The organism is Halobacillus sp. ABA4_118, from assembly GCF_056160205.1.
This window is the reverse complement of sequence record NZ_JBSWWS010000001.1, coordinates 1,192,229-1,213,355: the sequence shown is the minus strand read 5'-3', so window position 1 is coordinate 1,213,355 and position 21,127 is coordinate 1,192,229. Positions and strand designations below refer to the sequence as shown.

Here is a 21,127-nt window from a genome sequence, read left to right as displayed (position 1 = left end):
AATGAGCACAAAATCCATCTGGGCTGGTGAAAAGGAACAGCTGGCTTTCGGAGCGACACAGGTACCTGTCGTCCACAGCGTATCTTTTGGTTATGACGACATGGATGAATGGTATGACGTTGCTGTAGGCGCTAAGCCCGGTCATATTTATGGCAGGAACACCAACCCGACTGTGCAGGCGTTTGAAGACAAAATCCGTATCTTGGAAGGAGCGGAGGCGGCCACAAGCTTTTCCACAGGGATGGCGGCCATCAGCAATACGCTCAGTACGTACTTGTTCCCGGGCGACAGGGTGGTGTCCATTAAAGATACGTACGGCGGAACGAATAAAATCTTTACTGAATTCCTTCCCAAGCAGCAGGTCGAGGTTGTCCTTTGTGAGACTGGAGATCACGAATTGATTGAAGGGGAGATTGCCAAAGGATGCAAGGTGTTGTACTTGGAAAGCCCGACCAATCCAACCGTGAAGATTACGGATATCAAGCGGATGGCTGAGGCTGGAAAGGCTGCTGGTGCCCTTGTCATCGTCGATAATACATTTGCGACACCGGTCAACCAAAACCCACTGGAGCTAGGGGCAGACCTTGTCATCCACAGTGCCACGAAATTCCTCGGTGGCCATGCTGATGCTCTTGGGGGAGCAGTCTGTGGCAGAAAAGAATTGATTGAACCGATCTACCACTACCGTGAAATCAATGGAGCCACCCTCGACCCGATGGCTGCCTACCTGCTTCTGCGCGGGATGAAGACGTTGAAGCTGCGCGTCGATCAACAAAACAAGAATGCTGCAGCCATCGCTGAATACTTGAAATCCTTTGACGAAGTGGAAGCCGTTTTCTATCCAGGCCTTCCGGAGCATCCGCATCACCAGACAGCGAAAGAACAGATGAGAGGATTCGGTGGCATGCTCAGCTTTTCTGTGAAAGGCGGAGTGGCAGGTGTCCGTGATTTACTGCCTAAGTTGAATTATGCCAATAGAGCCGCCAACTTAGGGTCTGTAGAAACCGTTGTCGGCCCTTCGAGAACGACGAGTCATGTGGAGTGTACACCAGAAGAACGAGCGGCTATGGGAATTCCTGAAGGCTTGATCCGCTATTCGGCGGGAATCGAAGACATTGAAGATTTGAAGGCGGACTTAGCCCAGGCATTCCAATCGCTGAAAACCTATGTGAATCCTTAAGGGGGGAGCGGTGTGGAGACCAGAAACCTGGACTTGGCCTTGAGATCCCGTCAATTGTTTGAGCAGCTGGTCAGCTGGAGAAGGGATTTCCACCGCCACCCTGAACTCAGTTTTCAGGAAAAGCGGACGAGTGAAACGATTGCTGCGGAACTTAAGAAGCTTCCAATCTTTAAGGTAGAAGAAAAAGTAGGCGGCCATGGCGTGGTTGCTTCCATTCGTCATGGAGAAGGTCCGGTGGTCGGACTGCGGGCGGATATGGATGCCCTCCCGATTCAAGAAACGACCACCCATTCGTTCTCTTCCAGGGTTCCAGGGGTGATGCACGCCTGTGGCCATGATGCCCATATGGCTGTACTGCTGGGTACCGCTCAGCTGCTGCATGAAGATGCAGAACGAGGGCGTTTCAAAGGCACAGTGAAGTTGATCTTTCAACCGGCCGAAGAATGCTGCGACTCTAAAGGGGAAACCGGAGCTGTGAAAATGCTGCAGACAGGAAGATTGGATGATATTCAAAAAATGGTGGGGCTTCACATGTGTCCGTGGCGTAAACCAGGGGAAGTGCAGTGGCATGACGGGCCGAGTATGGCAAACAACGATGAATTTTCCATTGTCATCCATGGTTCCGGCGGCCATGCCGGCTATCCACAGCATGTGAAAGACCCAATCTGGATGGCCTCCTCGCTGCTGGGAGCTTTATACAGCCTGAATGGGCGCCGGATGGACCCATTGGAAGTCGGGACACTCAGCGTCGGCCGGGTTCAGGCTGGTGAAGCGGGAAACATTATCCCCGACCGGCTTTATCTGGAGGGTACGATCCGTTCTTATAAGGAATCCGTCCGAGAACAGCTGCTGGAAGAATTGAAGCAGACCCTTGCACTCGTGACAGCCCTTGGCGGGAAATATGAACTTACTGTCCAGCGGGGAGAACCAGCCCTTGTAAACGACCGCGATATCAACACAGCCATCAAAACAGCCGCAGGTTATTTGAAGCTTATTGAAGAACCCTTCGGCATGGGGAGTGAAGATTTCAGTTTTTACACGAAAACCATTCCCGGTGCGATGTTTTTCCTTGGCTGTGGGCTGACCGAAGAGAAAAGTCTGCATCAATCCGATTTTGATTTGGACGAACAAGCACTGCCCCATGGTGTTCAAGTCCTTTTGGGGAGTGCTTATGAACTATTAAAGCGAGGGGGATGACAATGCCTGTTAAAATCGCCTTTATCGGTTTTGGAGGAGTCGGACGCGCACTTGCGGAAATCATCGAAGAGAAAAGATTCCGCCTTAGGAAGGAGTATGGCTTGGATACTGTCGTTGTCGGAGTCAGTGATGTTATGAAAGGGGCGGTATATCATCCAGATGGGCTTGATATTCCCGTTCTTTTGAAAGGGCTCAGCGATCATGGGACTGTGGAAACCTATCCGGAACACGCGGGTGTCGTTAAAGGCTGGGACAGTTTGGAGATGATCGATCACGCTCATGCAGACGTCATCGTGGAAGTCACTTATACGAATGTGGAAACAGGCGAACCGGCATTGACCCACTGCCGCCGGGCTCTGGATCAAGGGAAAAGTGTCATCACGACGAATAAAGGACCTGTCGCCCATGCGTATGAGGAGTTGACCCGGAAAGCGGAGGAGAAAGGTGCATTTTTCGGTTTTGAAGGCACGGTCATGAGCGGAACACCTGCGCTGCGTCTTCCAGAGCAGACACTTGCGGGAAATACGATTCATAAAATTAAGGGCATCCTGAATGGTACGACCAATTATATTTTGACGGAGATGGAGCAGGGTCTGGACTATGGAGAGGCTTTGAAGCAGGCGCAGGTCCTAGGGTATGCAGAAGCTGATCCCACCAGTGATGTGGAAGGTTATGATGTCCGTTATAAACTCGCCATCCTGTCCGGTCATGTCTTTGGTGTGGCGTTGTCCCCGGAAGATATTCCTTGTACAGGGATTACGGGAGTGAGTGCATCGGATATACAGGAAGCGGAAAAAGCGGGAAAGAAATGGCGGTTGATCGGTACATTAACCTTGGACGGTGACCGTGTTACAGGGGTGGTCAAGCCGGAACGCATCTCCGCTCATGAGCCTCTTGCGGGAGTATCAGGAGCCTTGAATGCCATTTTATATGACTGTGACATGTCCGGCCCCATTTTTATGACAGGAGCAGGAGCGGGACTGAAGGAAACCGGGTATGCCTTGTTGATTGATTTGATTCATTACCATAAACAGCAGTCCAGAATAAAAGTGTAGGAAAGGAGCAGAGCCATGAAAACGAATCCTGTTGTTGAAAAAATGCTGTGCGCGGGGCGGTGGGTCGAAGCTGATTCCACTTTCCCGGTCTACAACCCTCAGGACGGGCGTTTACTCGCCGAAGTACCTTCCGCCTCCAAATCAGATATGGAAGAGGCGGTGGAAGGGGCGCATCGTGCTTTTACTTCCCGGCGCCCTTGGCCGACGCATGAACGGATGACAGTGTTGAAAAAAGCTGCCGCTTACGTGCGGGAGAATCAAGAGTCCTTTGCTGAAGTGATCGCCCTGGAAGGAAGCAAAACGATTACCGAAGCCAGGGGAGAAGTGAAGCGGGCGGTTCAGACGATTGAAATCAGTGCCGAGGAAGCGCGGCGGTTAAAAGGAGAAACCATCAATTTTGATCAGAATGAAGGCGGTGAAAACCGAGTCGGCTATTATCAGCGCTTTCCGATCGGTGTCATCGGAGCTATTACGCCGTTTAATGATCCCCTCAACTTAGTGGCGCATAAGATCGGCCCTGCGATCGCTGCGGGTAATGCGATTGTCCTGAAACCGGCCTCTGTCACCCCCTTAAGTGCTTTGAAACTTGCTGAGGCGTTTACAGCCGCAGGGCTTCCAGAAGGGTATTTGTCCGTCATTACAGGATCAGGAAAAGATATTGGTGACACTTTAATCACTCATCCGGCCGTTCAGATGATCTCATTTACCGGTGGACCCGAAGCAGGTGATGCGATTACGAAAAAAGCAGGGACAAAAAAATTAAGTATGGAGCTCGGATCCAATTCCCCTGTTATCGTCTTGAACGACGCAGACCGGGAAGAAGCTGTAAAAGCCTGCGTTTCAGGTGCTTTTTCAGCGGCCGGGCAGAATTGCATCGGTGTGCAGCGGATTTATGTGGAGGAACAGCAGTATGGAGCTTTTCTTGATGAGTTCGCAGCCGCGTCAGCTGCTCTCCATGTTGGCGATAAAATGGAGGAAGAAACGGATGTCGGGCCGATGATTCAGGAAAAAGAGGCGCTCAGGGTGGAAAGCTGGGTGGAGGAAGCGGTCAGTGAAGGGGCGGAGATCGTCCTTGGTGGAAGAAGAGAAGGAGCCTTTTACTATCCGACCATTCTGACCGGCGTTCCGCATGATGCAAAAGTGGCTAAGGAGGAAATATTCGGACCTGTTGTGCTCGTACACCCGGTGAGAAGTCTGGATGAAGCGATTGAATTGTCCAATTCTGTGAACTACGGGCTGCAGGCGGGAATTTTCACCAATACTATCCAACAAGCGTTTGAAGCTATTCAGTATATGGATGTTGGAGGACTGATGATCAACGACAGCAGTGATTACCGGATTGATGAGATGCCGTTTGGTGGAACCAAGGGATCGGGGATCGGCCGGGAAGGTGTGCGCTTCAGCATGGAAGCAATGACCGAGCAGAAGGTCGTCTGTTTCCGATTGAATCACCGGTGATAAATACGAAGGCTGTGGGGTTCCGCAGTCTTTTTTTTACGTGGAAAAGCAAGAGTGATGCTGGTACTTCTTTTCAGGGATAAGGTTATGGAAAGAGCAGATAGTATAGATGAACCTATTCCTTAAGGAGGATGAAAATGAGGAAGAATATCCTTGTGATCTTATCAGTCATCATGCTTCTCGGCTTGCTGGCTGCTTGTAATACAACAGAAGAACGTGCGCGTGAAAGTCAGCGCAACAATTTGAACCAGGTTACCTTCGATCCGGAAGATGAGAACATGCAGCAGGAACAAAGGTATGCCGTAGATCCCCGTTCCAATGAACAGAGCCGTTTCGATGCCAACGTCTATTTTGAGGGCATCAATCCCAATGGTCCGAATGGAAGGATGGAAGGTCCGTACTTTTTCGATCAGGAAGGCCGTTATGACCAACGTCAGGCTGCACCATCCGGGGATAACCAAGGACAGCCGGAGTCTGCTCAGCAAAACAAGAACCAAACTGAAAAAGACTCCAGCCCAAGCGAAAGCCAGGCAGCATCCGGTGATTTTCAGAAAAAGGTCATCGAGTTAACAAACGAAGCCCGTAAAAAGAATGGGTTGGAGCCATTGAAGAATAGTGCAGAAGTGGAAGAGGTCGCCCAGGTGAAATCAGAGGATATGGCGGAGAATGATTATTTTTCCCATACGTCTCCAACCTACGGCAGTCCGTTCGATATGCTGAAGGACTTTGATGTCGATTATTCTACAGCGGCTGAAAACATAGCTGCAGGCCAGCAGTCACCAAAATCCGTTGTGGATGGATGGCTGAACAGCTCCGGACACCGGAAAAATATCATGAACAACAGTGTCACCCACATTGGTGTAGGCTATGCCAAGGATGGGAACTACTGGGTGCAGATGTTCATAGCGAAGTAAAGAAAAGCGGCCGGCTCTGCCGGCGCCTTTCTACATAAACCAGCAAAGGACGATACACATGAAGAAGACAGGACTACTACTGTTTCTGCTCATATGGATGACGGGAGCTGTCCATGTCTACAGCTTCCCTGAAAAGCAGATCACAGCGCTTGGTGACTCCATCCCATATGGGTATCACCTTACCCCCGTCAATAAACAGCCATCACCTTATGCTTTTCCTTATTTGATTGGGAAAAAAGGGAACATGGCCGTCAATAATCTCAGTGTCCCGGGACTTACATCAGGAGAACTGCTTCAGGAGTTGAAAACAAATAAGGTCTTCCGTAAAGCGGTCGCTGATTCGGATTATATCCTTCTTTATATTGGAGGGAATGACCTGCTCAATTTCCTTAAGAAAAACGATAACCTACAAGGGGTGGATCTGGAGAAAGCGGCACCTGTCATCAGAGATCTTATTTATAATGTGTATTCGACAATCCTTGAAATTGACGATTTGTCAGACGGGGAAATTCTTGTCTATAATTTATATAATCCCTATCCGGCAGCCTCTGATCAGTTGAGTGCCCCCCTCTCCTACATTAATCAGCAGTATCAATCACTCGTCCAACTGGTCCGTCATTTTGCTTCTGTTACGCTGATTGATGCGTACGGAGCTTTTGAAGGACATCCGGAATATATCATAGAACGGGATGTTCACCCGAACAAAAAGGGACAGGAAAAACTGGCTGAGCTGGGCTGGAATCAGTTGAAAAACAAGCGGTAAATATAGGGGTTTCCTATGGTTTCATGTATAATGACCATAAAGAAGGGGCGGTGTATCGTTTTGAAATTTGCCATCATAGGAACAAATACCATTACCGAAAAGCTGATTGAAGCCGGGCGCAGCCATCCGGAATTTGAATTGACAGGGGTTTATTCAAGAAACCAGGAGCGGGCCGATGCGTTCGCCGATCAGTACGGAGCTCCACTCCGTTTCACAAAAATAACAGACCTGGCTCTCAGTGAAGAAATCGAGGCCGTCTACATAGCCAGTCCGAATGCTCTCCACGCCGAACATGCGGTCACTCTTATGAAGCATGGAAAACATGTACTCTGTGAGAAGCCGATGGCGTCAAACCAGCAGGAAATTGCCGGTATGATTGATACAGCCAAAAACCAAGGGGTCGTCCTGATGGAAGCGATGAAGTCCACGCTGATGCCTGGATTTTCAGCGGTGAAGCAGCATCTCCATAAGCTGGGCCCTGTCCGCCGGTATGTAGGGAACTTCTGTAAGTACAGCTCCCGTTATGACGCGTATAAGCAGGGAGAGGTCCTGAATGCCTTCAAACCTGAATTATCCAACGGCTCATTGATGGATTTAGGGATTTACGGCATCTATCCGATGGCGGCTTTATTCGGGGCACCACGCTCCATTAAAGCAAACGGCCTGTTTCTGGAATCCGGTGTCGACGGCCAAGGATCTGTAACAGCGGACTACGGCGATATGGAAGGGGTCGTTATGCACTCGAAGATTATCGACTCCCATTCTCCTTCAGAAATTCAAGGAGAAAAAGGGACCATGATCATTCCGAACATTTCTGAACCGGAAAACATCCACATCCTATACCGGGACGGAAAACGGGAAGAACTGACGGTCGAGAGTGATTTTCCTCCTATGTATTATGAAGTGGCTGAGTTTATTGAGGTCATTGGACGGGGGGCGAAACAGTCTTCTGTAAATTCCTTCGAACACACGTTGATCACTGCCCGGATTATGGAGGAAGCCCGCAGACAGATTGGTCTCCTATATCCCGCAGATGAATAAGACGAAGAGAAAAGAGGCACGTGTATGAACGTGCCTCTTTTTTCTTAAGATGTGGATTCGTCACCTGCCCGGTCAGGATAGGGCTGTGCAGCTTCCAATTCTTCCTGATGCTTGATTCCCCACTGGTTCATAGCATGGAGGAAGGAAGCTGTTGAGCGGCCGTAAGGGGATAAGCGGTATTCAACATGAGGCGGAACGGTCTGATGGTCAATTCTTTCCACAAGTCCGTCATTCATCAGCTGTTTCAGCTCACGTGCCAGGATCCGCGAAGAAATATTACCATCAAGAGAACGACGCAGCGCATTAAACCGCATGGATTCAGCCTGAAGAAGCTTCCAGAGAATCAACCCCTTCCATTTCCCACAGACGACCTCAAGTGTGACACTAATGCCGACTCTGCCTCCCATCAGTCCCGCCTCTTTTCCATTTATTTTTTCTGCCCCTGCTTCTGCATGGCTTTTTCATAGCCTTCCATGATGCCCTGGGCATATACTTTATTTAATACCGTCATTGTTTGAGGAATGATTTTTTCTTCCTCTGATGGAGATATTTGATTCAACAAGTCCACAAGTTCGAGCAATTCTTCCGTAACCGGAAAAATTGGCTTTATATTGTCCAAATGGATCACCTTCCTGATAAATCGGAAAACGCTATTACTATAATTCTATTTCCTTTTTATTCACATCACAAGTAGTTACAAAAAGGTTAGTTTCAGCATAGACCATTATGAACTAAAAATAGTTGGTTAAGCAACAACTAAGTCCGTGTTTTTGGTTTGTACAGCCTGTTGGAAAGGGGTGTACAGGTTATACAAAAGTTATACTTATATAATAAATTTTGGGGTTTTTGTATAAGTGCATGCGTCGGACCATACATAACACAGGGGCTGTATACGGAACAGCTTGTACAGTGGACACAGCCGGAAAGGAAAAAATATGAAACGAATATTTTCTTATGCCATTCCATATAAGAAATCCGTAGTTATCGCTTTACTGCTGATGGTGATTGAGTTGATCGTCGAACTGACTCAGCCCGTCCTTATGGCGAAGATTATCGATGATGGAATTGTCCCGGGTGATTTATCGGAGGTCACGATCTGGGGACTTGTTCTGCTCGGGTTATCGTTCGCCGCCTTTGCTGCCGGGATAACAAATTCCTTTTATGCCGCCGATTTCAGTCAAGGAGTGGGGCATGACCTGCGTCGTGACTTATTTGAAAAAGTCCAGTATTTTACCGATGATCAATTTCAAAGGATCTCGACACCGAGTCTCGTTACAAGAATTACAAACGATGTCATACAGCTGCAGTCCCTGCTTTTCATGCTGGTCAGAATCGGGCTTCGCGCCCCTCTTTTCATCATTTCTGCCCTTATCATGGCACTGACCATTGATGTCCGGCTTTCCATGATTTTGATCGGGGGTGTTCCTGTATTTCTCGTATTCTTATTTTTCATTTTAATGAAAGGGGTCCGGTACTTTAAAAAAGTGCAGGAAAAGCTTGATGCTTTGAATAATGTAATCAGACAGAATTTATCTGCCGTCCGTCTTGTGAAAGGATTCAATCGCAAAGATTACGAGGAAGAGCAGTTCCGCACGGCTAATGCGGGGCTCGTCGCTGAGAATAAAAAGGCGCTCTGGTTGTTGGAAACCGCTATGCCGATGGTCATGCTCGGCATGAATGTGGTCATTCTCGTTCTGTTATGGACGGGCTCCGGTTTTCTGGCCATCGGAAGTCTGCAGCCGGGAGAGCTTGTCGCCATCATCAATTATGCGACTAGAATTCTTTTCACATTCTCTGTGTTCACCTTCCTCATTGTGATGGTTTCCCGCGGCCAGGCTTCTGCCGGGAGGGTGGAAGAGGTTCTTTTATCATCTGTGGAGACCGACCGTGCGGCCGGGTCCTGTTCGCTTGACCATGTCGAAGGTGGAATAAATTTCTCGAATGTCTCTTTCCGCCGGGGCGGTCAACGTATTCTAAACAACATTTCCTTTGAAGCTGAGAACGGAAGCACCGTGGGAATCCTAGGAGAAACAGGCTCAGGTAAAACGTCTCTCCTTCATTTAATACCCCGATTATACGAAAAAGAATCCGGTCGAATTGTTTTGGACGGAAAAGATATGGAGGATTATTCCCTGGAGGTGTTAAGGCAGTCCGTCAGTCTTGTTCCTCAGGAGGTCCAGCTTTTCTCAGGAACGGTCCGTGAAAATATCAGCTGGGGCAGACCGGGAGCGGACGAAGCAGAAATCAGGGAGGCGGCCGCTCAGGCGCAGATAGCTGACTTCATTGAATCACTTCCTGGTGGGTATGATACGCAAATCGGGCAGAAGGGCGTCGTTTTTTCCGGCGGGCAGAAACAACGGTTGTCCATTGCGCGGGCTTTAGTGCGGAATCCGTCTGTTCTGCTGCTGGATGACAGCACCAGTGCTCTCGATGCCCATACGGAAAAACAGCTGTTGAAAAGTCTGGATGATCAGTCCTGTACGGTCTTCATTACAGCTCAGAAGATCAGTTCCATCCAGCAGGCGGATCTGATTCTGCTGCTTGATCAGGGGAGGATTGCTGCGAAAGGAACACACGAGGAACTGCTTGAAACGAATGCCTATTACAAGCGGGTCTTTGAGTCACAAAAGGAAGGGGTGATGTCATGAAGCGCCAGGAAGCAGGGGGAGGCCGCCATCACTCGATCGGAATGTCAGGACAGAAGGCGGATCAATTTGGTTCGACTTTAAGACGGATTTGGAGCTATATGAGTGGACGCAAGTGGGCTTTTTTCCTCGTTATAACAGCTATTGTACTAAGTGCGGGTCTTTCTCTTCTCGGACCTTACCTGCTCGGAAGAACAGTAGATACCGTCATTGAGGATCCAGGTAGAGGACAGCTGCTCATCATGCTTGGGCTTCTCTTGGGTGTATATCTGATGCACTCTGTCTTTTTATGGCTCCAAAATTACTGGATGATCGGGATTGCCCAGGAGGCTGTGCAGGGTATGCGGGACCAGTTATTTGCCCATGTTCAGCAGCTGCCTGTCATCTATTTTCAAACAATGCCGCAGGGGGAGCTGATGAGCCGTCTGACCAACGATATTGAAAATGTAAGTCGGACGCTGAACACAGCGGTTGTCCAATTCGTTACGAGCGTGTTGACCATTGTGGGTACAATCGGAATGATGCTTTGGCTGAGCCCTGTGCTGACTCTTTTGACATTGACGATCGTTCCGGTCATGTATGCCGGTATGAAATGGATTACGAACCGGACAGGCCCTTTTTTTAAGAAACAGCAGCGGAATCTCGGTGACGTGAATGGATATGTAGAGGAAATGTTCACCGGTCAGTTCATCGTAAAAATGTTCTCAAGAGAACCCCGCGTCATTGAGGACTTTGCTGAAAAAAATAAAGCGTTGAGAGAGTCCGGCTATTACGCGCAGGTATATACCGGGTTTATCCCCAAACTGATGAACATGCTGAATAACGTCAGCTTTGCCATTATTGTAGGAGCAGGCGGCCTTCTCGCGGTCAATGGATTCATATCGATTGGAATCATTGTGACTTTCACGACCTATTCCCGTCAGTTCACCCGGCCTCTTAATGATCTTGCCAACCAATTCAATATGATCCTGTCAGCTGCTGCAGGGGCGGAAAGAGTTTTTCAAGTGATGGATGAACAGATGGAAACCGAGGATGAATCCCGGTCTGTATCGATTCCTCTGCAGGGGGAAGTGGAGTTCCAGAATGTCTCCTTCGCCTACAAGGAAGGACAGGATACCTTGAAGGATATCAGCTTCAAGGTGAAACAAGGGCAGACAGTGGCCCTTGTAGGACCGACAGGGGCAGGGAAGACCACTGTAATCTCCTTGTTATCCCGCTATTTTGAACCGGATCGAGGAAGCATCCTGCTGGATGGTACAGCTTTGAGCGATATCCGCCGGGACAGTCTGCGCAGTCAGATGGGAGTCGTTCTCCAGGACGCTGTCATGTTTAACACGACAATTCGGGAAAACATCCGGTACGGCCGTCTTCGTGCTTCGGATGAAGAGGTGGAGCAAGCCGCCATTTCTGCACATGCTCATGATTTTATCGTCCGGCTTCCGGACGGCTATGATACGAAACTCGATTCGGATGGGAAGGGGGTCAGCCACGGGCAGCGCCAGCTTCTTTCTATCGCCCGGGCCATGATCGCTGACCCGGCACTTTTGATCCTTGATGAAGCGACAAGCAGTATTGATACAGTGACGGAAATCAAAATCAATGCAGGACTGACGGAATTGATGAAAGACAGGACAAGTTTTGTCATCGCCCACCGTCTGCATACGATTCGATCGGCGGATGTGATTCTTGTTATGGAGAATGGGGCCATCGTAGAGCAGGGGACCCATACGTCCTTAATGAAACAGGGCGGCAGATATGCGGGATTGATTCAAGCTCAGTCCGGGACTCAGCGTTCATCAGCTCGGTGAAAAATACACCACCGTGGTCCCTGTGTCATATGGTATGACATAAGGGAGGGGAAGCGTATGTCCCGTAATCACAACTATCCACTTTGGACGGAACTGCCTTACGCAGGAGAAGATCATCCTCCGAAGCTCGATTCCGGTGTTGAAGTGGAGGCAGGTGAATGGAAGACTTATTTTATTCACCACAGCCGCCGGCATGGGTTCAAACAGCTTGATGGACAGCCAATCCGTTTAATGATCCAGGACCCGGAAACGATCCACTGGCAGGAAGAGTTAAAGAAAGTGAAGAAAGTACTGGCAGGTTTGACGGACCATGACATCCGTGTAGCGAAATATTGGGGGGAGGGGCCGGCTTCCAAGCAGTGGCTTCCGATTGCTGATCGTTTAATCGACACTTATGGGGTGGAAGCTCCACGGGCTGCCCGGATGTTAGGGGCTTTGTTCAGTGGGATGAATGATGCGTTCGTCGTCTGCTGGTCGTTGAAGTATAAGTGGCTGGTGCCGCGTCCGAACCAGCTTGATCCATCTCTGGCCACCGTCATCTGCACACCGGACCATCCTTCGTATCCGTCCGGCCATGCAACCGTATCCGGAGCCGCAGAAGCTATATTAACCTACTTCTTTCCGGCAGAAAGGAAAAAAATCAGGGAGCTCGCGGAGGAAAATGCCCGGTCACGGCTGCTCGCTGGTGTTCACTATCCTGTCGACAACGACCAGGGCCTTCGACTGGGGCGCCAGATCGGCGGCATCGTTGTTGAAGAATTGAAGAAGGATCAAGTCCGGGGTGTCCCGCTCGATCGACCTTTCACCCAGTATAGAAATGCGGACGTGTACCCTGCGGATTATACGCAGGCCATACCCTTTGATTATGATCAGCGGTGCCGGTCCCTGCTTCTCAGCGAAGACGATGAATCCTCGTCCTATACGGAATGGATTGATCCAAAGCTCTTTTTTTAATATGGATGAGAGAGAACAGCCGGACGGCTGTTCTTTTTGTATGGGAAAAAAGAGACAAGTTCCCCTGGAGGACCTGCATATATATGTAAGGAACATCTACAGGAGGGATAAACATGGAAGCATGGATATGGTCGGCGAAGAAAATCGGTCTGATCGGGGGTGCCCTTGTTATAGCACTGGCCGCCTATTTTATCGGATCATTCTTTTGGAAAGGTGCCGTCTCGACAACGACAGCCCCCTCAGGTGGAGAACCACGGGTGGTCCAGCTTGTAACAGGGGAATTCAAAGCCGAAAAAGCGGATGGCACAGAAATGGAAGCCTACCGATGGGACCCGGGAACAATTCTTATTGAAAAGGGAGAGGATGTCCAATTATCCATTTATGGAGTGAATGGGAAAGAGCATCCTTTCTATATTGAAGGTACAGACATCAAAGGAGTGGTGGAGCAGGGCAAGGAAACGGTGGTGGATTTGAAATTTGATAAGGAAGGCATCTACCGGCTGATCTGTACAACGCACGCAGAGATCGATACCGACGGACCTATGATTGCCTACATTGTCGTTGATTAAATCTGCAGGGGGGAGAATGGATGGTTACTCTTCTTGCAGGTTCCATTGTCCTGGGATTATCTATAGCAGCGCCTGTCGGACCCATTAACATAGAAATTATCCGGAGAGGGCTGACCTTTGGCTTCTGGCCGGCGCTATGTGTAGGGCTTGGCGGGATGTCTTCCGATTTACTGCTGATGTTTGTGATGTTTTTAGGAGCAGGCACTGTGCTGTCATGGTCTTGGGTGCAGATTACTTTATTGCTTCTTGGATGTTTGGTTTTAACGCATGCCGGGTGGACAAGCTTCCGTAAACCTGTCGTAGCGGAATGGGACGCAGCGGAAGGAAACAGGAGCAGCCGTGGTGCCTCCTTGGTTTCCTATGCCCGCGGCGTGCTGATTGCCGGCACCAATCCCATGAATATTCTTTTCTGGGTAAGCATTTACGGATCTGTGTTAAGCGGTGCGCTGCAGAAAGAGGATGTTCTTCACTCTTTTTTGATCAGCTCCATGGTCTTTATTGGAATCGGATTGTGGAACATGAATCTCGCTTTTATTGTCCATTTCAGCAGATCCATCATGACCTTTACTCTGCTGAAATGGGTTCAGAGAACGGCCGGACTTGTTCTCTTTTATTATGGAGTGAAATTCGGATTTGAAGCATGTCTTCTCATTGGAAGATCCGGGTGGCTGTAGCAGACGGATCTATCAAAGCAGATCCTTAAGGCTGTCGGAAAGGTTTCCGGCAGTTTTTTGATGGATGAATCTCGTTCATCTCTCTTTGGGAACAGCTCTCCGGGGGTTCTTTGGTTTGTCAAAGCTTCTTTTGAAAGACGATCATGTCGATCCCCCGTATGCCGTTTTCATAGAACGGTTCCGGATAGGACAGGAAGAAGTCTTTTTTTATAGAATGAAAGCGGAAGCCGGCTTTCTGGTAAAACAAGAGGTTCTCAATGCTGGAGTTGGATGTTCCCGCGATCACCCTTGTTTTTCCTTTGCTCCTGTAAAAGGCTTCAATCTTTTTAATCGCTGCTTTTCCGATTCCCTGCCCGCGGAAAGCTTCCTTTAAAGCGATATTCTTAATTTCGATGGTAGATTCTTCCGGGAACGTACATACACATCCCCCTGCTGTTCTGCCGTCTACAGTAATCGCATAGAAATCGCCCTCGTTCATATACGACCGGATCAGCTCTTCGCTTTCATCAGCCATCAGAAGGACGTCCATGTAAGCAGCGGGTTCTTTTTTATGTATCTTCACTTCATCGTTCAAGTATATCTGCTCCTCTCTACGAACATCCTGAGCATATGATAACATAAGACTAGTAGATCAAATTCTGAAATCTATCACTTTTCAGATAAGGAGTCGTGGATGATGGAGCAACAAGAAAAGGTTTTTGACTTAATCGGTGTAGGGGTAGGACCATTCAACCTCAGTTTAGCAGCACTTTCTGAGCCGCTTGAAGATGTAGAGGCTCTGTTTTTTGAAAAACAGCCCGCCTTTGAATGGCACCCAGGTATGTTGATCGAAGGGACGAAAATGCAGGTCCCATTTCTCGCTGACTTAGTAACGATGGCGGATCCGACAAACCCGTACAGCTTTTTGAATTACATCAATAAACATGGACGGATGTATCCTTTTTATTTTCTGCAGCGCCTGGATATCCCGAGGAGGGAATATAACGATTACTGCCAATGGGCCGCTGAACAGCTGACCAGCTGTGTGTTTGGAAAAGAAGTTGTGGGATTGACGCTCGAGGAAGAAAAGTCGTTGTATACGGTTGAAGTCCGTGATGTAGGAACACAGGAGGTTTGCACGTATTACGCAGAGAACCTTGTGCTCGGCACAGGCAGTGTCCCTGTGATGCCGGCCTCGTTCCGAAAAGTGGAAGGCGAGGGGGTTTTTCATACGTCTGAATTTCTATCCCACTACGACCACTGCAGGAATGCGGAATCGATTACAGTGGTCGGTTCAGGACAGAGTGCTGCCGAAACGTTTCGCGAACTTCTGAAAGAGCAGAAAAGCGGGGGCTACCGGCTGGATTGGATCACCCGTTCTGCCGGATTTGAATCGATGGAAGAATCAAAGTTGAGTCTGGAGCACTTTTCTCCGGATTATGTGGATTATTTTTATCAGCTTCCCCAAAAGCAGAAAGATGATATTTTTGCCGGGCAGGGATTGTATTACAAAGGAATCAGCAATCATACCATTAATGATATCTATAATTTGTTATACGAGCATTCGGTCGGCCGGGAGACATTGAACGTCGGATTGAAAGTGCTCAGTGAAATCAATGGAATAGAAAGAAATGAATCGGGGGGCTTCACCCTTGAAGGCCGTCATATTCAGAAGGGTGAAACATTCAGTCATGATTCTGAAGTGATTATTGCAGCCACAGGTTATCAGCCATATGTTCCGGACTTTGTCACGGAACTCACCGATCTATTGGTGTGGGACGATGAGGGCCGGTATAAAGTGACAGAGGATTACCGTCTGGTGCAGCAGAAACCGAACTCCAATCATATTTATGTCCACAGCGGCATTTCCCACACCCATGGCGTTGGTTCCACAAACCTCGGGTTGTCGGTACACCGGAATAAGGTGATTATTAACCACCTGACGAAGAGAAACGTGTATCCTTTGAATGAGACCAACGTTTTCCAAACCTTTGACGTCTAATAACCGAAACGGCGTGGCACATGCTGGACCATTTCATTGTATAGACAACCCTGTGATTTCTGCTTTGGCTGTTATGATCCATACGGATGGTTTTCCGGTGAAGGGGAAGCACATTTTTTCGCACCTATGACTTTATAGGATAAGAGAGGAGTTTTTCTGGTGAACAGAAAAACTCCTCTTTTTCATTCCGTCATAAGGTGAGGTCTCGAGGAGCGTTCGGTGGTGACGCCTGCGGGAACAGCACGGACCAAAGATCCACTTGGACAGATGGTTTTCCTGTCCAAGTTAGCTGAGGTCGTGCCCGCGGCAAGCATCCACCGATAAGCGGTACGTGACCGTCAAACCTTTTATGTGGAAAGATCCTTACCTTTTCTTAGATAGGGAAGGGCATATAAGACTTTGATTGTGGTTTTTGTGTATAAATGTGTGTATATGTGAATAAAAACAGAAATTTTCAGGAATAGGTGTCAGTTATGCACATGTGGATAACTTTGAGCTGGAAAAGCTGGATGAATTGCAACAACAGCAGTCTATGAGATTACGACACTGTAAAATCGTCAGAATGTGGCAGCTGCCTATTGACAGATGACTTCTAAGGGTTAATAATATTGTAAATATACAGACCTTATCATATTTATACATAAAGGTGGTTTTTTCGTTGAAAGCAGGAATTGTAGGGGCGACAGGATACGGAGGCATGGAACTGTTCCGGATCCTCAGCACCCATCCGCAGATCAGTCAAATAACGCTGTACTCCTCATCAAGGGCAGGAGAAGTTTATGAGGAAATGTTTCCTCAGTTTGCAGGGGGAAGCCGTCATGAATTACAGGATCTTGTCCCTGAAAAGATGAAGGAAGAGCAGGATGTCCTGTTCCTGGCAGCACCCTCAGGAGTGTCGTCGGAACTTACACCTGAACTGCTTGGAGGAAAAGCTAAAATTATCGATGTATCCGGAGATCTGCGCCTGCGGGATCCTGAAGCTTATCAACAATGGTATAAAAAGCCGCCCGCTCCTGTTGAAACCCTTCAGAAAGCTGTTTACGGACTTCCTGAATGGAATGCAGAAGCCATTCGTGCAGCCGGAGTGATCGCTAATCCGGGTTGTTACCCGACGGCTTCTCTGCTCGGACTCGGTCCAGTGATATCCGAAAACCTTGCTGACCCATCATCTATTGTCATCGATGCGAAATCGGGTGTTTCCGGAGCAGGTAAAAATGCCAATCCATTGACGCATTTCGCTCATGCCCAGGAAAATTTCCAGATTTATAAAGTGAATCAGCATCAGCATATCCCGGAGATTGAGCAGCAGCTTTCTGTATGGAGTGGAGACACGCGTCCGGTGACGTTTTCCACCCATCTGGTTCCGATGACGAAAGGAATCATGGCTACGATCTATGTAACATTAAAAGAAGAAAAGACAGCCGAAGAACTGCATTCTCTTTTTCTCAAATACTATGAATCCAAACCATTCGTCCGTGTGCGAAGGCCGGGGGAATTCCCAGCTACGAAAGACGTATACGGGTCCAATTATTGTGATATTGGTGTAACGGTCGACCCAAGAACGAACCGGGTGACCATCGTCAGTGTCATTGATAACCTAATGAAAGGTGCAGCCAGTCAGGCCGTTCAAAATATGAATCTATTATTCCAGCTTGACGAAAGAACAGGACTTGCGCCACATCCTGTCTATCCCTAACTAAAGAAGGAGAGAAATGATTTGATACAAGTGGATAAATCAAAGCAGATGGAAAAAGTAACGGGAGGCTCCATTTTGTCTCCAAAAGGGTACCGTGCAGGCGGGATTCACAGCGGCCTCCGCTACCGTAAAAAAGACTTTGCCCTTCTGCTAAGTGAAACACCAGCTTCTGCTGCAGCCGTTTATACCCAGAGTCATTTCCAGGCTCCTCCATTGAAGGTGACTCAGGAGAGTGTCAATGAAGCAGGGAAACTCCAGGGGATTGTCATTAACAGTGCTGTAGCGAACGCCTGTACAGGAGAAGAAGGTTTGCAGAACGCCTATGAAATGAGAAAAATGATCGCCGGACGCTTTGGTCTGCCTGAACATTTTGTAGCCGTCGCTTCCACCGGTGTAATCGGACAGCAGCTTCCTATGGAGAAAATATCCTACGGGTGTGAAACCGTTGAAGTATCGGAAGAGGGGTACAGCGATTTTCAACAGGCGATTTTAACGACAGATACCTGTCAGAAATCCGCCTGCTATCAGGTGGTGATTGATGGGAAAACCGTGACCATCGGCGGCGCATCCAAAGGTTCAGGGATGATTCACCCGAATATGGCGACGATGCTTGGTTTCATTACGACCGATGCGGCTATTGAACCCGCAGCGCTCCAACGCGCGCTCAGCCAATCGATAGATAAATCGTTCAACCAGATTACTGTGGACGGGGAAACTTCCACGAATGATATGGTTTTGACGCTTGCCAACGGCCATGCGGATAATGAACCGCTTGATGAGGATCACGAAGACTGGGATGCATTCCAAGCGACCCTTCAACTGGTGTGCGAGGATCTGGCCAAGCAGATCGCTAAAGACGGGGAAGGAGCTACCAAGCTCATCGAAGTGAACGTTTCCGGTGCTCGTTCAGATGAAGAGGCACGGATCATTGCTAAGAAGGTAGTCGGCTCAAGTCTTGTGAAGACGGCCGTCTACGGGCTGGATGCCAACTGGGGCCGGATTGTCGGCGCGATTGGTCACAGTGAAGCTGAAGTGAACGCGGAAGCGTGTGACATTTATATTGAGGATCAGCTCGTCTTCAGCAAAGGGACGCCGTGTCCGTTTTCAGAAGAGCAGGCAACGGAGGATCTGGACAATGAAGAAGTGCATATTTCCATACACCTTGATGAAGGAAATGGAGCTGGAACGGCCTGGGGGTGTGACTTAACGTATGACTACGTCAAAATCAACGTCAGCTACCGAACATAAACCAACCATTGTCATCAAACTCGGCGGCAGTATGCTCGATAAGCTGGCAGACGATTTTTATGACAGTTTCCAGGAACTCCTTACCCATTACCGCTGCATCATCGTGCACGGTGGAGGACCTGCTATCAGCCGGCTGCTTGATCGTCTGCAGATCCACGGGGAGTTTATTGAAGGGTTGAGGAAAACGACAGCAGATACGATGGAGGCTGTTGAGATGACCCTCGGTGGTACCGTGAGCAGTCAGATTACAGGAAGGCTTGCCGGACGAGGGATAAAGGCTCTCGGTGTGAAAGGATCTGAAGCCGGATTGTTGACCGCTGACTTTGTGGACGAAGCACAGCTTGGTTTCGTTGGAAAAGTGAAAGAGATTGATCCATCCGTGCTCGACCACCTGCTTGAGGGTGGATACGTACCAGTCGTCGCTCCATTTGGAAAGACGACAGACGGAAGGACGGTAAACATCAACGCCGATACCGCCGCTGCCGCAGTAGCAAGAGCTGTTCAAGCAGAAAAGCTCCTCTTTGTCACAGATGTTCCCGGTATTTTAGTAGAAGGGGAGCTGGTTGAGGGTACCACCCCGGAGGAAATTAATCAGTACATCCAGGAAGGTGTCATTTATGGGGGGATGATTCCAAAGGTGCAGTCCGCCGTAGAAGCCTTATCGGACCGGCTTCAGGAAGTGTGGATTGTAAGCGGCGGGGATCGTCTTGTACAGGGCAGCCATTTGAAAGGAACCTCCATCCGTTCTGGACGAAAGGAGACCGTATTATGAGTTTATTTCCGACATATAACCGTTTTCCGTTAACGATTGTATCTGGAGAAGGTACAAGAGTGACGGACGATCAAGGAAAGGAATACTTGGATTTTGTATCAGGGATCGCTGTCTGTAATCTCGGACACCGTCCACCCAAGGTCCAGGAAGCCCTTCAGAAGCAGCTCGATCAGGTGTGGCACGTATCCAACCTTTACGAAATTCCTGCTCAGCAGAAAGCGGCGGAGCTTTTATGTGAAGGATCGGGTCTGGATTATGCCTTCTTCTGCAACAGCGGGGCGGAAGCGAATGAAGCGGCTATTAAATTGGCCCGCAAGCATACAGGAAGGGAAAAGATTATTTCCTTCAAACAGTCCTTTCATGGCCGGACCTTTGCGACGATGAGTGCGACAGGTCAGGCGAAAATTCAGGAAGGGTTCGGAAGTCTGCTGCAGACGTTCGAATACTTCCCTTACAATGACAAGGAAGCCATTGAGCGCGTTCATGATGGTTCTGTTGCCGCCATCATGGTCGAGGTGATTCAAGGAGAAGGGGGCGTCATCCCTGGTACCACAGAATTTCTGCAGGCGGTTGAAGCCAAGTGCGACGAACTCGGTGCACTCATGATCATTGATGAAGTACAGACAGGGATCGGCAGGACAGGAAAACCGTTCGCCTACCAGCATCATGGTCTGAACCCGGATATCGTAACGACAGCGAAAGGACTTGGCAGTGGGTTTCCGGTCGGAGCCATGATCGGAAAAGAAGAACTGGCTCCTTCCTTTTCAGCCGGATCCCACGGCTCTACATTTGGCGGAAACCCTTTGGCTTCTGCCGCTGTGCAGGCGACGCTGAAAGAGATTTTTGTTTCTTCCTTCTTATCCGACGTAGAGGAGAAGGGACGCACGTTCGTCCAAGCGCTCCAAGAAGAGCTTGGCTCTTTAAAGAGCGTCAAGGATATCCGTGGAAAAGGATTGATGATCGGAGTGGAGGTGGACAAGCCGGCCATTGAGCTCGTCCACTCCCTCAGAGGCAGGGGATTGCTGGCTGTTGTAGCCGGGCCGAATGTCCTGAGACTGCTTCCCCCATTAACGGTGGAAACGGACGAACTACAGCGGGCGGCCGCTTTGATCAAGGCATCCCTTGTGGAACAGGAAAAAAACCTGCAGAACGCCTAATAGATGAGACGGTGA

20 protein-coding genes are annotated in these 21,127 nt (G+C 49.0%); 17 read left to right on the top strand and 3 right to left on the bottom strand.

Annotation, left to right across the window (positions count from 1 at the left end; genetic code table 11):
* Nucleotide 1: 1 nt before the first annotated feature.
* The 7 genes from ACXAGL_RS05950 (at nt 2) to ACXAGL_RS05920 (ending at nt 7,608) form a co-directional block, all read left to right on the top strand.
* Nucleotides 2–1,180 carry a cystathionine gamma-synthase family protein gene (locus ACXAGL_RS05950; protein WP_474970453.1) on the top strand — a complete coding sequence of 393 codons (1,179 nt, stop codon included), beginning with the start codon at nt 2–4 and terminating at the stop codon, nt 1,178–1,180.
* Between the two features lie 12 nt (nt 1,181–1,192).
* Entirely contained in the window at nt 1,193–2,377 is a 1,185-nt protein-coding gene (locus tag ACXAGL_RS05945; protein WP_474990343.1) for a M20 metallopeptidase family protein, read from the top strand.
* Nucleotides 2,378–2,379: 2 nt separating this feature from the next.
* Nucleotides 2,380–3,432, top strand: coding sequence for a homoserine dehydrogenase (locus ACXAGL_RS05940; RefSeq protein ID WP_474990341.1), 1,053 nt, complete (start codon nt 2,380–2,382; stop codon nt 3,430–3,432).
* 15 nt (nt 3,433–3,447) lie between these two features.
* Complete coding sequence (locus tag ACXAGL_RS05935) at nt 3,448–4,890, top strand: aldehyde dehydrogenase family protein (protein ID WP_474969925.1); 1,443 nt, start codon at nt 3,448–3,450, stop codon at nt 4,888–4,890.
* Nucleotides 4,891–5,027: 137 nt separating this feature from the next.
* Nucleotides 5,028–5,804 (top strand): CAP domain-containing protein, encoded by a 777-nt coding sequence (locus ACXAGL_RS05930; RefSeq protein WP_474969924.1) that lies wholly within the window; start codon nt 5,028–5,030, stop codon nt 5,802–5,804.
* Nucleotides 5,805–5,862: 58 nt separating this feature from the next.
* Nucleotides 5,863–6,567 (top strand): GDSL-type esterase/lipase family protein, encoded by a 705-nt coding sequence (locus ACXAGL_RS05925; protein ID WP_474990339.1) that lies wholly within the window; start codon nt 5,863–5,865, stop codon nt 6,565–6,567.
* Nucleotides 6,568–6,597: 30 nt separating this feature from the next.
* Nucleotides 6,598–7,608 carry a Gfo/Idh/MocA family protein gene (locus ACXAGL_RS05920; RefSeq protein WP_474992338.1) on the top strand — a complete coding sequence of 337 codons (1,011 nt, stop codon included), beginning with the start codon at nt 6,598–6,600 and terminating at the stop codon, nt 7,606–7,608.
* 44 nt (nt 7,609–7,652) lie between these two features.
* Here the strand turns inward: ACXAGL_RS05920 and ACXAGL_RS05915 are convergent, their stop codons facing one another.
* Nucleotides 7,653–8,015 carry a winged helix-turn-helix transcriptional regulator gene (locus ACXAGL_RS05915; RefSeq protein ID WP_474990337.1) on the bottom strand — a complete coding sequence of 121 codons (363 nt, stop codon included), beginning with the start codon at nt 8,013–8,015 and terminating at the stop codon, nt 7,653–7,655.
* 20 nt (nt 8,016–8,035) lie between these two features.
* Nucleotides 8,036–8,236, bottom strand: a complete 201-nt coding sequence (locus tag ACXAGL_RS05910; RefSeq protein ID WP_474990335.1) for a hypothetical protein — start codon at nt 8,234–8,236, stop codon at nt 8,036–8,038.
* A gap of 307 nt (nt 8,237–8,543) precedes the next feature.
* On the opposite strand from ACXAGL_RS05910, the gene ACXAGL_RS05905 reads away from it, so the two are divergent.
* From ACXAGL_RS05905 to ACXAGL_RS05885, 5 genes are all read left to right on the top strand, one after another.
* Nucleotides 8,544–10,256, top strand: coding sequence for an ABC transporter ATP-binding protein (locus ACXAGL_RS05905; protein WP_474990333.1), 1,713 nt, complete (start codon nt 8,544–8,546; stop codon nt 10,254–10,256).
* A complete protein-coding gene (locus ACXAGL_RS05900; RefSeq protein ID WP_474969918.1) occupies nt 10,253–12,061 on the top strand; it encodes an ABC transporter ATP-binding protein in 1,809 nt (602 codons plus the stop codon). The genes ACXAGL_RS05905 and ACXAGL_RS05900 overlap by 4 nt, the downstream gene beginning before the upstream one ends.
* Nucleotides 12,062–12,118: 57 nt before the next feature.
* A complete protein-coding gene (locus ACXAGL_RS05895) occupies nt 12,119–13,015 on the top strand; it encodes a vanadium-dependent haloperoxidase (RefSeq protein ID WP_474990331.1) in 897 nt (298 codons plus the stop codon).
* A gap of 113 nt (nt 13,016–13,128) precedes the next feature.
* Nucleotides 13,129–13,584 (top strand): cupredoxin domain-containing protein, encoded by a 456-nt coding sequence (locus tag ACXAGL_RS05890; protein ID WP_474970776.1) that lies wholly within the window; start codon nt 13,129–13,131, stop codon nt 13,582–13,584.
* Between the two features lie 20 nt (nt 13,585–13,604).
* On the top strand, nt 13,605–14,258 hold the full coding sequence (locus tag ACXAGL_RS05885) for a LysE family translocator (RefSeq protein WP_474969915.1): 654 nt from the start codon (nt 13,605–13,607) through the stop codon (nt 14,256–14,258).
* Between the two features lie 118 nt (nt 14,259–14,376).
* Here ACXAGL_RS05885 and ACXAGL_RS05880 read toward each other — a convergent pair whose 3' ends face one another.
* Nucleotides 14,377–14,832: a GNAT family N-acetyltransferase gene (locus ACXAGL_RS05880; protein WP_474990329.1), complete on the bottom strand. Its 456-nt coding sequence runs from the start codon at nt 14,830–14,832 to the stop codon at nt 14,377–14,379.
* A 102-nt stretch (nt 14,833–14,934) separates the two neighbouring features.
* Here ACXAGL_RS05880 and ACXAGL_RS05875 point away from each other — a divergent pair, with 102 nt between their 5' ends.
* The 5 genes from ACXAGL_RS05875 to ACXAGL_RS05855 all read left to right on the top strand — a co-directional run bounded on the left by ACXAGL_RS05875 (nt 14,935) and on the right by ACXAGL_RS05855 (nt 21,112).
* Nucleotides 14,935–16,239, top strand: a complete 1,305-nt coding sequence (locus ACXAGL_RS05875) for a lysine N(6)-hydroxylase/L-ornithine N(5)-oxygenase family protein (RefSeq protein WP_474970778.1) — start codon at nt 14,935–14,937, stop codon at nt 16,237–16,239.
* A gap of 658 nt (nt 16,240–16,897) precedes the next feature.
* Complete coding sequence (gene argC, locus ACXAGL_RS05870) at nt 16,898–17,935, top strand: N-acetyl-gamma-glutamyl-phosphate reductase (RefSeq protein ID WP_474970779.1); 1,038 nt, start codon at nt 16,898–16,900, stop codon at nt 17,933–17,935.
* A 21-nt stretch (nt 17,936–17,956) separates the two neighbouring features.
* Nucleotides 17,957–19,183: a bifunctional ornithine acetyltransferase/N-acetylglutamate synthase gene (gene argJ / locus ACXAGL_RS05865; protein WP_474990327.1), complete on the top strand. Its 1,227-nt coding sequence runs from the start codon at nt 17,957–17,959 to the stop codon at nt 19,181–19,183.
* Nucleotides 19,146–19,955, top strand: coding sequence for an acetylglutamate kinase (gene argB / locus ACXAGL_RS05860; RefSeq protein ID WP_474990325.1), 810 nt, complete (start codon nt 19,146–19,148; stop codon nt 19,953–19,955). Before argJ ends, argB begins: the two co-directional genes overlap by 38 nt.
* Nucleotides 19,952–21,112 carry an acetylornithine transaminase gene (locus ACXAGL_RS05855; protein WP_474990323.1) on the top strand — a complete coding sequence of 387 codons (1,161 nt, stop codon included), beginning with the start codon at nt 19,952–19,954 and terminating at the stop codon, nt 21,110–21,112. The genes argB and ACXAGL_RS05855 overlap by 4 nt, the downstream gene beginning before the upstream one ends.
* Nucleotides 21,113–21,127: the final 15 nt, after the last annotated feature.